Here is a 14,343-nt window from a genome sequence, read left to right on the forward strand (position 1 = left end):
TAGTTTGGCTGCAAAAGTCATATATAATGGAGCTACAATCCTGATTTGAAAAAGTAGAGGCTCTGGCCTTTTCCGCAATCTCCCCGTACTTTCTACAACTTTCTACAATATAGATCTATATTTGTTAATTTATCAATATAGCATAAGTTAAGTATGACAAATACCCAGAAAAAAGGTTGAACTTAAATAAATCCTTTTCGTAAGGTTCTTTGTTTTCCCCATAATTGGCTTAAAAAAAGCAATGTATTTTCTATCACTGGCTTTGTTATGCTGAGTTCAATAATAACGCTTTCAACTGGTTGTCATATTTTGAAAGGGGCTAAGTACATGGCAAGTATACAAGTTAACCCAAAGGAACGAACATTTCACTTAACGAACAAATACTGCAGCTATCTTTTCCGTGTCATGGAGAACGGGCAATTGGAGCATTTATATTATGGCAAAAAAATGGAGTACCTAGGTCAATATGACCGTTTTATTGAGCGAAGCTACCGCTCCGTGTCTGTCGGTGAGTTTGATGGTGACTTGGTAACATCATTGGAAAGCATTAAGCAGGAATTTCCTTCTTCAGGAAGTGGAGACTTTAGAGAACCAGCAGTTGAGATCATACAGGAGGACGGTTCTCATGTAATGGAGTTCATTTTTGACCGTTACGAGGTCATCACGGGCAAACCTAAAATCCCCCATCTCCCTGCTACCTTTTGTAAGGAAGCAGATGAAGCAGAGACACTCCTGATCACGCTGACCGACTCTCTTACAGGAGCGGTTGCCGTGCTTGCTTATACCATCTTCAGTGAACTGCCTGTAATCACGAGATCCGTATCTATAACGAATTCCGGAAGTGGTATTCTGAAAGTCAACCGTCTAATGAGCATGAGCCTTGATCTTCCTGACTCTGAATATGAAATTATTCATTTGTCGGGGGCATGGGGCAGGGAACGACACGTGGAGCGTACACCACTCAGACCAGGTGTTCAGTCCATTGGGAGTACACGAGGAATTAGTAGTCATATCCACAATCCATTTCTGGCGCTTGCCAAACCGGGATCTCAGGAACACCAAGGAGAAATATATGCAGTTAATCTCGTCTACAGCGGGAACTTTCTTGCCCAGGCGGAAGTGGATAGTTACTCAACTACCCGACTGATCATCGGTATTCATCCTGACAAATTCTGCTGGACGCTGAAGCCTGGAGAATGTTTTTATTCGCCTGAAGCAGTTATGGTCTACTCACAGAGCGGTTTGAACGGCATGAGTCAGGCGTTCCATCGTCTGTATAATAAACACTTAATTCGCAGTAGCTGGGCCGACCGGGAACGACCTGTATTGATTAATAACTGGGAAGGAACCTATTTTGATTTTACTGAGAAGAAAATAGTAGATATGGCTACAAAGGCAAGCGAACTAGGGATCGAGCTCTTTGTCCTGGATGATGGTTGGTTCGGTCAAAGAAACACAGATACCTCCTCACTCGGAGACTGGTTTGAAAATCGTGAAAAGCTACCGAACGGAATTTCGAATCTAGCAAAGAAGATTAATGAGCTCGGTATGAAATTCGGTCTTTGGTTCGAGCCAGAAATGGTTAACTCCGACTCTCATATTATGAAGGAACATTCGGACTGGGTTGTGGGAACCCCCGGTCGTAAGCGCAAGCATGGAAGGCATCAGTATGTCCTTGATTATTCCCAACCGCCTGTTGTGGATTACCTGTTCAAGTTAATGGATGACGTGCTCTCTTCTGCTCATATCGAATATGTAAAATGGGATATGAATCGCTGCATTTCAGAAGCCTATTCTTTATCTCTGGGGAAGGAAAGACAGGGCGAGTTTTTTCATCGTTATGTCTTAGGCGTATATGCTTTATATGAGAGGCTGATTACCAAATATCCTGAGATTTTGTTTGAATCCTGTGCTTCTGGTGGAGGACGGTTTGATCCAGGAATGCTCTATTATGCTCCGCAAACATGGACGAGCGACGATAGCGAAGCTATTGAACGTCTTAAGATTCAGTATGGCACTTCCATGGCTTATCCGCTTAGCAGCATGGGTGCTCATGTCTCAACTATTCCGAACCATCAGGTAGGCAGAACCGCACCGCTGCAAACCAGAGCAAATGTCGCCTACTTCGGTGTATTCGGTTATGAACTCGATCCATTGGCTTTGAACGAGGAAGAGTGCAGTATAATCAAAAAGCAGATACAAGCGTATAAACGTCACCAACGATTAGTTACCCAGGGAACCTTTTACCGTCTGCTAAGTCCCTTCGAAAAAAATGAGACAGCTTGGATGACCATTGATGCAGGACGCGAGCATGCTCTCGTCGGCTGGTACCAGGTGCTCTCGCGTCCCAATGCAGCTTATTCACGGCTAAAGCTCATCGGACTGGATGAAATGGCAGTATATTTCGTGGAAGAACTGGACCGACGTTATACAGGCAGCGAGTTAATGAACATCGGACTTATACTCACCCCGCCTTATAAGGCCGACCAGGATTTTAATATTGCGGAGAAATATGATTTTTCATCTCAATTATTTACTTTAACTAAAGAGACTTCCTCTTAAACATATCGTACCGGGTAAAATCATTCTCGTAAAAATCCGATGATTTTACCCGGTACGACTCTCTGAAAATAAGGTATTCCTTCAATTCAATCTGCATAGCTACGAAGGACTTAAAAGAATTAGAATTAGATCACAGACCTGTTCTTCTCTCCAACTCCTCTGTATATCTCGCGCCCATCAATGTGATTTGCGAGGCTGCGTTGCTAATGTTCCGCACATCTTCAGACGTTAACTGAAGGCTTACCGCACCTAAATTTTCTTCCAAGCGACTCCATTTCCGCGTGCCCGGAATCGGAACGATCCACGGCTTTTGGGCAAGTAATTATGGATGTTAATTATCTTTCTTTAGTTAATCGGCTTACGATTCTGTCAAGAGAACTATTAGATGCTGTGCTTAGACTTGCCCGCCTGCTAGATACTCCAGAAGAAATCCCGTTTCTCGCCCCACTCTGCACAAAAGAGATTCTGTACAGACTCCTTCAGGGCCCCTATGGAGCCAAATTGGCTCAGATTGCGGTCGAAGGAAGCAGCACCTATCGAATCCGGGAGGCTATCGACTATATTGTTCAACATTGGGATCAGTCTTTTCGGATCGAAGATCTTGCAGAGACCGCCAGTATGAGCATTTCTGCATTCCATCGGCATTTTAAAGAAGTAACCGCCATGAGTCCGATTCAGTTTCAGAAACAGCTGAGACTTCAGGAAGCCCGTCGTATCTTAATAGCCGAATCAGCGGATGCAGCCGATGTAGCTTACAGGATTGGTTATGAGAGCTCTTCCCAATTTAGCCGTGAATACTCTCGCATGTTCGGTGCTCCCCCAAGAGCGGATATCAAACGATTGAGGGGAAAATACGATAGGGTTCTGAATGACTGAGCATTCGGGCTGATGGGCGAGGAAGCAAAAAGGACGGTCTAATGCCGTCCTTTTTGTAGAATGATTCGTTTAACTTCGCAGCGAGTTTCCTATAAGCCGGGAGCGTCGCTGACTTCTCCAGTATCGTTTTGACGGTCTTCAGGTCCAATTCGGCAGCAGCGTTTCACCCCAATCTGTAGCAGGTGCTGGAGTCACCGAAAGTCTGGGAATTTCGTCATGCCACTCTGGAGTCATCTTTACATTAAAGAGATGGCCGGGCAAATTGGCATGCTTTTGACCGGAAATTGTGAATCTGGGCGAAAAAAGAGTAGCAGACGTATCTATCTGCTACTCTCAAATTAATGAGTCAGAAGCAACTCAAGCGAGTTGCTTCTTCAATTTTAGGTACAAGCATTTTAAAGATTATGTTTATCAGGACCAAACACAAGATTCGCCGACTGTTTGGCCTCCTCAATGACATTCATAACCTTTTCGCTATGTTCAAGCATATCCGAGACTTTTTCCAAATCGTTGTCATGGATGATACGGTCGAATTCAACGAATTCGTCATACATACGATGCGAATGATCTTTCAGGTCCACCTGGATGGGCGTTTCCTTATTAGGAGTGTATTCAAAATAATCGCATATATTAGCTGAACTCGCCATGTGTATATAGCCTTTATTGCCTTGGATGTTCACTGCATTGGGTGCCGTACTGTCTTTTGAACCTATGCAAACACACTTGAAATCGTCGTAATCAAGCAGCAGTATACCTGAAGTGTCAATTTCACGTTCCATGTTCGCCAAATATTCTACCTTCTTAGGGCTTCCGAAAAGGCCAACAACAAAATGAATATTGTATAAATTGATATCCATCAAGGCTCCGCCAGACATTTCTGGATTAAACGCAGGCTGAATTACTCCCGATTTAAAAGCCTCATACCGGGATGAATATTGAGAATAGTTGCATTCCACTATCTTAATCTCGCCAAGTTTAGGCAGATACTCCTTTATGGACAAATAATTTTTTAAATATTGATTTGTAATGGCTTCCACCAACACCAGTTTTCTTTGCTGAGCAATTTCTTTTAGCTCTAGAAATTCATGCACATTGGATGTAAACGGCTTCTCACAAATGACATGTTTACCACTCAATAATGCTTCTTTGGCATATGAATAATGAAGATGATTAGGCAACCCTATATAGACAGTATCCACGTCATTATTCATCAGCATTTTGCTGTAATCCGAATAAATCTGAGAGATTCCATATCTACGTTGCCAATCTAGTAATTTCCCCTCATGGCTAGGTCTAGAACAAATGGCCTTTAATAAAATAGTTGGGATTTCCTGAATAAAACTCAATAGATCCCCTACGATCATTCCTGCTCCAACAATTCCCAATTTCATTCTAGTTACACTCCTTTATACCCTTCTCAAGTATTTCCATTAAAGTTATTGTTTCTTCATCTGTAATCGCTTTTTCTTTGCCCTGTATAATCGAATGATAGAGATCGTCATATACTCGGGCATAATCTCCTTTTTCAGAAACGATTTTTTCTTCATGATACTGACCATCATCATCAAGATACGTTAAAATACCATAATGCTCAGGCTGGTCGATGCCAAAATCGGCGTGTCCCTTAGGCAGATAGTATAATTTAAGATGCTCCTCTTGACGATCCTTTGTCTGCTTTATAAAAACGCCTTTTTTGCCGTATACAACAAAACTCGGCCGCTCTTTCAAACGAAAAAAGCTGGATTTGATGGATACCTTGAGTGAAGAATAATAAAAATCCAGATCAAAATAATCATTCATTCTTCCAGAACCGAGCAATTGGCGCACATCGTAATGGATCGTGTCAGGCTTCCCAAAATAGGAAAGAACCTGGTCAATGGTATGAGCGCCATGTCCATAAAGGTAACTATTATATTTGGAAAAATGAGAGGTGGAGTTGGGGGTCTCAGGGCGATAATAATCGAAATGCATTTCCACCTCCAGCAAATCACCGAGTTTTCCTGATTCAATAACCTTCTTTGTAGTGAGAAAATCCGAGTCGTAACGTCTGTTTTGATAGCACTGTATAATCAGATTTTTCTCTTTGGCATATTGGAAGATGGACACAGCTTCTTCTTTCGTTAACATAAAGGGTTTCTCAACAAGTACATTTTTTCCGTGGTCGAGTGCCATTTTCGCATAAGTGTAGTGAGATTCTACAGGTGTACAGACAACAATCAACTGAATTTCCTTATCGTTCATTAGAGAATCAAGATTATCCGTATACTGAACGTTAGGGGGTTTCTCCCACTCCCCTTTATCTGGATTACGGGCGTAGATCGTCTTTACTTTCAAATGATCTCTGGTCAATGAAAAAGGAAGATGATACCGATTGGTGCTTTTGCCATTCCCAATATAACCGATAGTAAGCATATTAATTCCCCCTAAGTTCTTTTTCATTTATTATAGTAGAAGAACGTCGATCGTAAAGAATTTGCCATCAAAATGGTACATTTAACCGAATATTTGTAAGCATAGCGGCTTGTTTTTAAACAAAATGTTTATTTGGTATCTTTTGTAAAACGTTATTTCAATTGAACCGGGGGGAACCTGTTGAAAATACTGATGCAATTATCTGAAATGCAAAACTTTACACCAAACGAAAAAAGCATTGCTTCCTATATTTTGGTCCACAAGGAAGCGATCCTGCACTTAAATATTCAGGAGCTTGCCAAAGCTACGTATACTTCGCATTCCGCCATTAATCGATTAATTCACAAACTTGGGCTATCCGGCTTCAAGGAGTTTATAATAAAACTCGCTCGGGAATTTCAGCAAGATACCCAGAATATTTCCAATGTGGACCCCAACTATCCATTCGGGTTTGATGAAACCCCACTTCAAGTGGCGAAAGAAATTGCGGAATTAATGAAGGAAACGATTGAAAAAAACTTTACATTCATGGATGATAACTTGCTGTCACAAACGGCTCAGTTGCTGGATCAAGCGAACAGGATCTTTATATATGCGTTAGGCGATTCACAAATCCGAGCGAAAAGTTTTCAGAATAAATTAGTAAAAATAAACAAGTATGTGGTTATAGCCACGGAGCTGTCTGAATGGGCTTACCATACGGCTAATCTAACTTCAGAGGATTGCGCTATTTTCTTGACTTACCACGGTAAGTCACCGATTTTTTTAAAAGCGGCACGACATTTTACGCGTGAAAACATTCCTTTTATCACAATTACAGCTACCAATCAAAGTGAGTTGGCCAAACGAAGTAGTATATGTATCCAGGTGCCTAATGACGAAGTAAAGCATGCTAAGATTGGTACATTTTCGTCGCAAATTGCCTTTGACTATGTATTAAACGTGATTTACTCCTGTATCTATAAAATTGACTACTTGAAAAATATGCAAACCCTGACACAATCGTTGGAGAATTCGCATCTCAATGACATGATGAATGACGTATAGAAAGATTAGCTTCTCTCTAACTTCAAAATAAGCGGCAATCTTATAAGTATATATGGTTGTTTTTCGGCAAATAAGGTCTAGTTAGTATCATACTAACTAGACCTTTTTTTTATCGCTTCAAGCCCATCAGTACAGCCGACAGCAAGCTTGGAAAGCGTTCATTCAAATCGTCGTAACGGATAGAAATAAAGCGTTGGGTTCCCTCTATTCTCGTATGAATGACCCCTGATTCCCGAAGAACCTTGAAATGATGGGATAAGGTTGACTTTGGGGCTGAAATATCTATCGAGCTGCAGGATTGCTCCCCATCTTTGTCTAAAATCTGGATGACATTAAGCCGAATGGGGTCACTTAGAGCATATAAAACTGTAGGTAGAGTAATTTCATTAACGTTAGGATGATATAGTGTTCTCAAGATCCGTTCACCTGCCTGACAAAGAATTATAGTTGCATTATATCATATTAGAGTGCTATATTTCTATTGTTCGAAAATAATCGAACTATAGAACATGTGGAGGGATTTGTTTTGAATAAAATTATCATCTTGTTTTTCTTGATCATGTTTTTCATTGGTACGGATACATTCATTGTGTCGCCTCTTCTACCTATTCTTCGTGAAACATTTGGCATTTCTATTGAGCAATCGGGTTGGATCGTTTCGGCCTATGCTTTAGGTTATGCTGTGGTTGCCTTAATTGCTGGACCTTTATCAGATGCATGGAATCGAAAAAAAGTACTACTGTTCGGCTTGCTTGGTTTTGGTATCTTCACTTTACTTTGCGGCTTTGCCGTTGATTTTTGGACCATGTTTGCTTTTCGCTTATTGGCTGGCATTAGTGCCGCTTTTGCCTCGCCTCAAGTTTGGGCTGCCATTCCTCAGTTGGTTCAACCACATAAAGTATTAAAAGCCATGGGAATTGCCACCGCAGGATTAGCCTTTTCCCAAATGCTAGGTGTGCCCATTGGCAGCTATCTGGCTACCGCCGGGTGGCAAGCACCATTTATTGTGATTAGTTGTTGCACCTTCCTGATCGTTGTTTTGGCTGCTGTTCTTTTGCCCGACTTACCACCGTCTATACAGAAGCAAAAGGCTCCCACGATTGGGAACAGATATCGTTCATTACTGCAGGGATCAGCGCCTAAGGTCGCTTTTCTGGCCTACTTCCTATTTCAACTCGGAAATTTTGCTGCCTTCTCTTTTATTGGTACATGGCTCTCCGATAAATTCAGCCTCAATGTTGCAAATATTGGTACTGTGATTTTGTTCCTTGGTTTAGGAAATACGATCAGCAGCTTGTTTGGGAGTAGCTTAGTTCACAAAGTGGGTCCTAAGCAATCTTTGATATACGGCGTAATTTTCATCGGCCTGCTTTATTTACTTCTGCCCTATTTACCTAGTGTAACCTATGTCGAAATTACATATTTTCTGATCTTCCTTATCCTTGGAATGATTTTTCCGCTTATGATGAGTATGCTTCAAACCTTGTCTGCCACAGCACGTGGAACAGTTTCATCACTTGCCAATTCTTCTATGTATTTCGGAACGATGGTTGGTTCTTTCACAGCAGGAATACTATACGCGCACGCCGGTGGTTTTATTTCCGTTAGCCTGTTCTCTGTGATTTGTTTCAGTATGTCACTAATCTTGTTCCTACGTAGCGGGGTTTTGCTAAGTCTAAGTTTAAAATAGAAATAAATAACCTTAATATTGACAAGTTTAGGCTAGAAAAAGAACTTATATGGATAAAAAAAGCCGCCAGTAGGGCGGCTTCTTAAGCTATATATTGCGGTTCACATTCAAGGATCAATTTTCATCAATTGCATTTCGAATATCATAATCATCAATGTTAATATCCAGGACCATTTCAAGTGCTAACTTTGCCAGTTGATCTCCAATGAAGGGACCCATGGTCAGCCCGGATGCTCCAAGCCCATTGGCAACGATAAGGCCGTTCCAGCCAGGAACAGCTCCAATTACCGGTAGAAAACCCGGGGTAAAAGGACGGAAGCCGACTCTTACCTCCTGAAAGGTGCTATTTGCTAAATCAGGTGCTAATTCTAAACCTTTATTTAGGATTTCCTGCATCCCGCCTGTTGTTACTCTTGTATCGTAGCCTTCGATTTCATTCTCGTGAGTTGCCCCAATTACGATCTTCTGTTGATCAAACGCCAACAAGTATTGATCAGTAGGCGGCATGATTACAGGCCAAGTTCCTGTATCTTGCCAGGCAGGAACCTGCAAGTGCATAATCTGTGCCTTTTGAAAGCTAACCTTAAAGCGGATGCCCAACGGTAGCATTAGTTGATTGGCCCATGCACCTGCACAAACAATGACTTCGTCAGATGAGAAGCTGTTTTCACCAACCGTTACGCCGGTTACATGGTTGGAATCATATTGAAGCACAGCATCCCCATGGATAAGGGTTGCCCCATTTCTTTGTGCTGATCGGATCAACGCATCACGCAGGGCACGACCATCTATACGAGCGGCACCGCTAATATGAACAGAATGATAGCGATCTCCTAACAAAGGAAAACGTTCATGGGTTTCCTTTTGATTAAGTTGCGTAATTTCGCCGATTTCTGATGCATCTGTATGTCGTAAATGTGCCCGTTCCTGCATTTTTTTAATTTTCTCCAAATCATCATGAATACTGAGAGCCCCGACTTGAGCATAGCCAGTTTCTGTTTCCCCCTCGCTTTTGAGTTCTTCAATCAACCCGGGGTAAAAACGTGCGCCCGCTTTGGCTAGCTGGTACCAAGCCTGATTGCGTCGCTGTGATAGCCAGGGACAGATAATGCCAGCAGCTGCATCCGTGGCCTGTCCTTTATCTTTGCGGTCTACAAGAATGACATCAGCGCCCATTTTTGCTAACTGGTATGCTGTCGATGCCCCCAGAATTCCTGCTCCGATTACGATAACCTTCTTCATGAATACATCCCTTTCCTAAATCACTGTATCCATTATAGCGAATACTGTATGAATGCATAAAGTTTGAAACATTAATATTTCAATCCTTATAAAGTTCTTAGAATTGATCTGTAAAGTAGTTGTCAGAACGAATGAAAAGGATGAACTGATATGGATAACATTATTTTACAGACTAGAAATCTTTGCAAAACCTTCAGACGACAACAAGCGGTGAACAACGTCACATTGTCTATTCGGGAGAATTCCGTGTATGGTCTGCTCGGTCCGAATGGGGCAGGAAAATCAACTACTTTAAAAATGTTAACCGGTATGCTACGCCCAACGGCCGGTGAGATTTTATTTCAAGGAAAACCCTGGTCCCGAAAAGATCTCGCTCAGATCGGTGCACTGATCGAATCCCCTCCACTCTATGAAAATTTGACAGCTAGAGAGAACCTGAAAGTTCGTACAACGTTGCTAGGGCTGCCTGATTCGCGGATTGATGAAGTGCTGAACATTGTTGATTTGGCTCATACCGGGAAAAAGCGCTCGGGCCAGTTCTCGATGGGTATGAAACAACGGCTGGGCATTGCGATTGCGCTCCTCAACCATCCTAAGCTACTGATCTTGGATGAGCCAACCAATGGACTTGACCCTATTGGTATTCAGGAACAACGCGAGCTGATTCGCTCCTTCCCGAAGCAAGGAATTACCGTAATTCTTTCCAGTCATATTTTATCCGAAGTCGAACAAATCGTTGACCATGTCGGTATCATTGCCGGCGGCATATTAGCTTATCAAGAAGCAGTCACTCCAGGGCAAGACCTGGAGTCGTTGTTCATGCAGATTGCACAGGAATACCGAAAGGGAGGTGAGTAGGATGCAGCAATACATAGCCGCTGAACATCTAAAATTAAAGCGCAGCTTCACGAAAAAGCTGGTCTGGCTTGCCCCCATCGTTACTCTTCTTCTGTGTACCGTGCTCATGGGGGGACGTATGCTCCAAAGCGCCAGCTACAATTGGTGGTATTTCATGCTGCTGCCAGGTGCTCTCACCTTAATGTGCTCGGGAGTGACCCAAAAGGATGGCAAGAAGCTGAAATACCGTGCTGTCCTTGGTATGTCTGTAGATTTAGCTCGGGTATGGTACGGTAAAATCGGGGTTTGCGTAAGGCTCCTAATGGTTTCCTCCATAATCCTATTTATAGGAATAATTCTTGGTGGATTCGTATTCTCAACTTCCGTGACACTAGCAGAAAGCGTCGCTGCAACTCTGATACTTTTCACCACCTTTTTGTGGCAAGTTCCACTTTGTCTGTTCCTAACGGATCGAATAGGCATGTTTGCCACCCTAATCATCAACATGCTGGGCAACGTTGCCTGCACCGTCTTGTTCGCTACGTCTTCTGTATGGTGGGCGGTACCTTATGCTATTCCAGCCCGATTGATGTGCGCCGTCATTCAAGTGTTGCCTAATGGACTTGCCGTTCCTTCAGGAGATCCACTTTTGGATAGCGGCGTAATTGTTCCCGGTCTGTTGATCACAGTATGTCTATTCATGATTCTGTCAGTGCTGACGGCCATGTCCTTTTGTAAACGGGAGGCTAAGTAAGATGATATCTTTCTTCCGCTATCTGAAATCTGATGTGCTCAAACTTAGGAGGCAGCCCTTGTTGCTGGTGCAGCTGCTTGTGCCCTTCTTAGGTATAGCAATCTTTCTAGCCTACTATTCCTTTACTCCATACTCACCGATTTCGAAGGTGGACGGCTATTTGCAGGTTCTGGCCGTGGCTCTTCCTACCATGATTGGTATTGTCTGCTCCATTGCTGTTGAGCAGGAGTCAGTCGCTGGAAATTTCCAACACCTCTTGACCTCGCCAGTGAGGCTGCTACCTTTTTTGAGCAAACTTAGCCTTCTTCTGTGCTTGGGATTTGGTAGTGTGCTGCTTGCCTCAGGCGGCTTTGGGGCTGGCTATATATATCTGATGAAAGAGTCCCCGTATGGCTTGAAGTTTTATGTGTTGGCTGCCTGCATTCTGTTTATGTCCAGTGTATTCCTTTATATTCTACATTTTTTCATTAGCTTGCGATTCGGCAAAGGAGCTTCTATCGGTCTGGGCATCTTGGAGAGTCTATTGTCCGCTTTGCTTCTTACAGGGCTGGGTGATCATAAATGGATGTTTATCCCCTCTGCTTGGGCTGCCCGGTTCATCACGATCTGGGTACAATACGGTGTAAGCTCAGCAGATTCTATCCCTGAAACTATACAGCTCGATTGGGGAATCAGATATTGCGTAGTAGGGACCTTAGTCATGATGGTATTATTAGGGTTATGGATTTGTCGTTGGGAAGGACAAAATTCATCGGAGTAATGATTATAGTAAAGAAAGCAAGGGAAGTGAATTAAGCATGGCAAACTTGTTGGCCGTTGATGATGAACCCGCCGTTTTGGCACTCCTTCAAAATATTTTGCAGAAAGATGGCCATGTTGTCACGGTGGTCTCCGCCTCTCCGCAGGTTCTCACCATGCAGCTTGGAGCCTTTGACCTCATCCTGCTTGACGTGATGATGCCAAGCATGGACGGATTCACACTCTGTCGGGAAATTCGCAGCAAGGTGGACTGTCCGATACTGTTCCTCACAGCAAAATCCATGGAGAACGATGTGATGTTGGGCCTTGGGGAAGGGGCTGACGATTATATTGTTAAGCCGTTTGGGGCTGGAGAGCTGCGCGCTCGAATCAACGCACATCTCAGACGGGAGCATCGTGAACGACGAAATGTATTCTGCATCGGGGAAGTTCATTTCAATCTGTCTGGTAAGGAAATCACTGTTCAGAATGTTGTAATCCCGTTTACCAAAAGTGAATATGAAATATGTAAGTTTCTAGCTCTGAATTGGGGCCAGGTGTTCTCTAAAGAGCAGATTTATGAAGCCGTCTTCGGGTTTGACGGGGACAGCGATTCCGCTACCATCGTGGAGCATATCAAAAATATCCGGGCCAAGCTTGGCAAAGTAGAGGTTTCGCCAGTAGAGACAGTTTGGGGGATCGGATACCGATGGAAGTAACCAGAGTACAGCAAGCACACAAAACTACCAAATTACGAACCATTTTCCTGGGTTATTTAGTTATGTTCTGTATCGGGACGATTGCGCTCGCGCTGTTCCTGGTCCTCATCTTCTATGTCCTGATGTCTTGTGGAACCATTCTTCCCGCGAACTATGCTGAGAATCAAGTACGGGAGGATAAGGCATTCATTGAAGCTGGCAAGACCCTACAGCCGGATTCTCGGCAGAAACTATATAGATACGCGTTATTCACTTCGGAAGGCCGCCACATTGAGGGAAATCTTTCTGAAAAACAGGCTCAAGCCGCTTGGAGTGTTACACAGCAGAGCAATACTGCCTATCAATTTCCCTATAACTATGTAAAAGTTTCACATAATAATAAAGTTACTGTTATGCGCTACTCTGTCTCGGCACAGTATGAACTTCCTATTCTACGTCAATATCTGCCGAACGCGGAATTGTCCTTTTTTGCCGTGTTTTGTATCGCCTTCCTGGGGGGAGTAGCCCTGCTCGCTTCCTCCTTCGGACGAAAGCTGACGCGCAAAATGAGTGGATTGCAGCAGGCTACAAAGCAAATTCAGGCACAGGACCTGGACTTCTCAATTCAGCTCAGTGGTGTGATGGAGATCGATCAGGTGCTCCATTCCATGGATAAAATGAAAGAAACGTTAAAGACTTCGCTTCAGAAGCAATGGAATCTCGAAAAATCACGCCGCGAGCAAATATCCGCGCTTGCACACGATGTCAAAACACCGCTCACTATCGTTCGCGGAAACGTAGAGCTGCTGTCCGAAACCGATCAATCGGAAGAGCAAAAGAACTATACCGATTATATAGCGGAGAGCACCAGGCAAATGGAGCAGTATATCAAAACTCTTATTGAAATTTCAAAAGCAGAAACAGTAGCCACCCTGCAGGCGGAAACGATAGATACGGACTACTATTTAACGAAGGTGAGAGATCAGGTAAAGGCCTTGGCTGCTGTCAAAAAAACATCCGTTGCATTTGCTGCATACAACCTCCCTAAGACGTTGTATGTAGACCCTCTTTTGCTTGAGCGAGCCATCATGAATATTGCTTCTAATGCAGTAGATCAAGCACCAGAAAATAGCGAAATCCGACTGACTGTAGAGTCTGTGGAAGAATGTATTCGGTTCAGCATCGTAGACGATGGCCCAGGCTTCTCTCCTGAAGGCCTCAAACAAGCAGCGGAGCAATTTTATATGGGTGATTCGTCCAGAAGATTAAGTGGACATTACGGGATGGGCCTGTACATAACAAAATCCATTGTGAACCTACATGGCGGACAGCTGATCATCGCAAACTCCACCCAGACAGGCGGCGGACAAGTAAGCATTGAGATACCATCGGTGCATTAATGACCTAATGTTAAAACCACCAAAATAAGTATTAGCTATTAGGTTGATTCGATTTCCTAAGGTCCCCCCTCTTCCTCGTTTGTTATT

General features: G+C 43.3%; 14 protein-coding genes and 1 pseudogene. 9 read left to right on the forward strand and 6 right to left on the reverse strand.

Going from position 1 to position 14,343, the window contains the following annotated elements:
* Positions 1-327 precede the first annotated feature (327 nt).
* Entirely contained in the window at positions 328-2,562 is a 2,235-nt protein-coding gene (locus tag ACN6NF_RS12495) for an alpha-galactosidase (RefSeq protein WP_474318005.1), read from the forward strand.
* 130 nt (positions 2,563-2,692) lie between these two features.
* Here the strand turns inward: ACN6NF_RS12495 and ACN6NF_RS12500 are convergent, their stop codons facing one another.
* Positions 2,693-2,827, reverse strand: a complete 135-nt coding sequence (locus tag ACN6NF_RS12500; RefSeq protein WP_474318006.1) for a hypothetical protein — start codon at positions 2,825-2,827, stop codon at positions 2,693-2,695.
* A gap of 113 nt (positions 2,828-2,940) precedes the next feature.
* Here ACN6NF_RS12500 and ACN6NF_RS12505 point away from each other — a divergent pair.
* A pseudogene (locus ACN6NF_RS12505) lies at positions 2,941-3,438 on the forward strand (AraC family transcriptional regulator); the annotation flags it as partial.
* A gap of 138 nt (positions 3,439-3,576) precedes the next feature.
* Here the strand turns inward: ACN6NF_RS12505 and ACN6NF_RS12510 are convergent.
* From ACN6NF_RS12510 to ACN6NF_RS12520, 3 genes are all read right to left on the reverse strand, one after another.
* Positions 3,577-3,699: a hypothetical protein gene (locus ACN6NF_RS12510; RefSeq protein WP_474318007.1), complete on the reverse strand. Its 123-nt coding sequence runs from the start codon at positions 3,697-3,699 to the stop codon at positions 3,577-3,579.
* A gap of 134 nt (positions 3,700-3,833) precedes the next feature.
* The gene (locus tag ACN6NF_RS12515; protein ID WP_474318008.1) at positions 3,834-4,829 is read right to left on the reverse strand and encodes a Gfo/Idh/MocA family protein; all 996 of its coding nucleotides are present in this window, start codon (positions 4,827-4,829) and stop codon (positions 3,834-3,836) included.
* A gap of 1 nt (position 4,830) precedes the next feature.
* Positions 4,831-5,850 carry a Gfo/Idh/MocA family oxidoreductase gene (locus ACN6NF_RS12520; RefSeq protein ID WP_474318009.1) on the reverse strand — a complete coding sequence of 340 codons (1,020 nt, stop codon included), beginning with the start codon at positions 5,848-5,850 and terminating at the stop codon, positions 4,831-4,833.
* A 180-nt stretch (positions 5,851-6,030) separates the two neighbouring features.
* Here ACN6NF_RS12520 and ACN6NF_RS12525 point away from each other — a divergent pair, with 180 nt between their 5' ends.
* Positions 6,031-6,897: a MurR/RpiR family transcriptional regulator gene (locus tag ACN6NF_RS12525; RefSeq protein WP_474318010.1), complete on the forward strand. Its 867-nt coding sequence runs from the start codon at positions 6,031-6,033 to the stop codon at positions 6,895-6,897.
* 109 nt (positions 6,898-7,006) lie between these two features.
* On the opposite strand, the gene ACN6NF_RS12530 is transcribed toward ACN6NF_RS12525, so the two are convergent.
* On the reverse strand, positions 7,007-7,312 hold the full coding sequence (locus ACN6NF_RS12530) for an ArsR/SmtB family transcription factor (protein WP_474318011.1): 306 nt from the start codon (positions 7,310-7,312) through the stop codon (positions 7,007-7,009).
* Positions 7,313-7,423: 111 nt separating this feature from the next.
* Between ACN6NF_RS12530 and ACN6NF_RS12535 the strand changes: the two genes are divergently transcribed.
* Positions 7,424-8,587 (forward strand): MFS transporter, encoded by a 1,164-nt coding sequence (locus ACN6NF_RS12535; protein WP_474318012.1) that lies wholly within the window; start codon positions 7,424-7,426, stop codon positions 8,585-8,587.
* Between the two features lie 114 nt (positions 8,588-8,701).
* On the opposite strand, the gene ACN6NF_RS12540 is transcribed toward ACN6NF_RS12535, so the two are convergent.
* Positions 8,702-9,829 carry an NAD(P)/FAD-dependent oxidoreductase gene (locus ACN6NF_RS12540; protein WP_474318013.1) on the reverse strand — a complete coding sequence of 376 codons (1,128 nt, stop codon included), beginning with the start codon at positions 9,827-9,829 and terminating at the stop codon, positions 8,702-8,704.
* 150 nt (positions 9,830-9,979) lie between these two features.
* On the opposite strand from ACN6NF_RS12540, the gene ACN6NF_RS12545 reads away from it, so the two are divergent.
* From ACN6NF_RS12545 to ACN6NF_RS12565, 5 genes are read left to right on the forward strand one after another with little or no spacing between them, the layout of a single operon-like run.
* Positions 9,980-10,687, forward strand: a complete 708-nt coding sequence (locus ACN6NF_RS12545) for a lantibiotic protection ABC transporter ATP-binding protein (RefSeq protein ID WP_474318014.1) — start codon at positions 9,980-9,982, stop codon at positions 10,685-10,687.
* Between the two features lies 1 nt (position 10,688).
* Positions 10,689-11,420 (forward strand): lantibiotic immunity ABC transporter MutE/EpiE family permease subunit, encoded by a 732-nt coding sequence (locus ACN6NF_RS12550; protein ID WP_474318015.1) that lies wholly within the window; start codon positions 10,689-10,691, stop codon positions 11,418-11,420.
* Between the two features lies 1 nt (position 11,421).
* Positions 11,422-12,180, forward strand: a complete 759-nt coding sequence (locus ACN6NF_RS12555; RefSeq protein WP_474318016.1) for a lantibiotic immunity ABC transporter MutG family permease subunit — start codon at positions 11,422-11,424, stop codon at positions 12,178-12,180.
* Between the two features lie 37 nt (positions 12,181-12,217).
* The gene (locus tag ACN6NF_RS12560; protein WP_019687345.1) at positions 12,218-12,877 is read left to right on the forward strand and encodes a response regulator transcription factor; all 660 of its coding nucleotides are present in this window, start codon (positions 12,218-12,220) and stop codon (positions 12,875-12,877) included.
* Positions 12,868-14,256: a HAMP domain-containing sensor histidine kinase gene (locus tag ACN6NF_RS12565; protein ID WP_474318017.1), complete on the forward strand. Its 1,389-nt coding sequence runs from the start codon at positions 12,868-12,870 to the stop codon at positions 14,254-14,256. The genes ACN6NF_RS12560 and ACN6NF_RS12565 overlap by 10 nt, the downstream gene beginning before the upstream one ends.
* Positions 14,257-14,343 lie beyond the last annotated feature (87 nt).

It is taken from the genome of Paenibacillus sp. TSM33 (assembly GCF_056099025.1).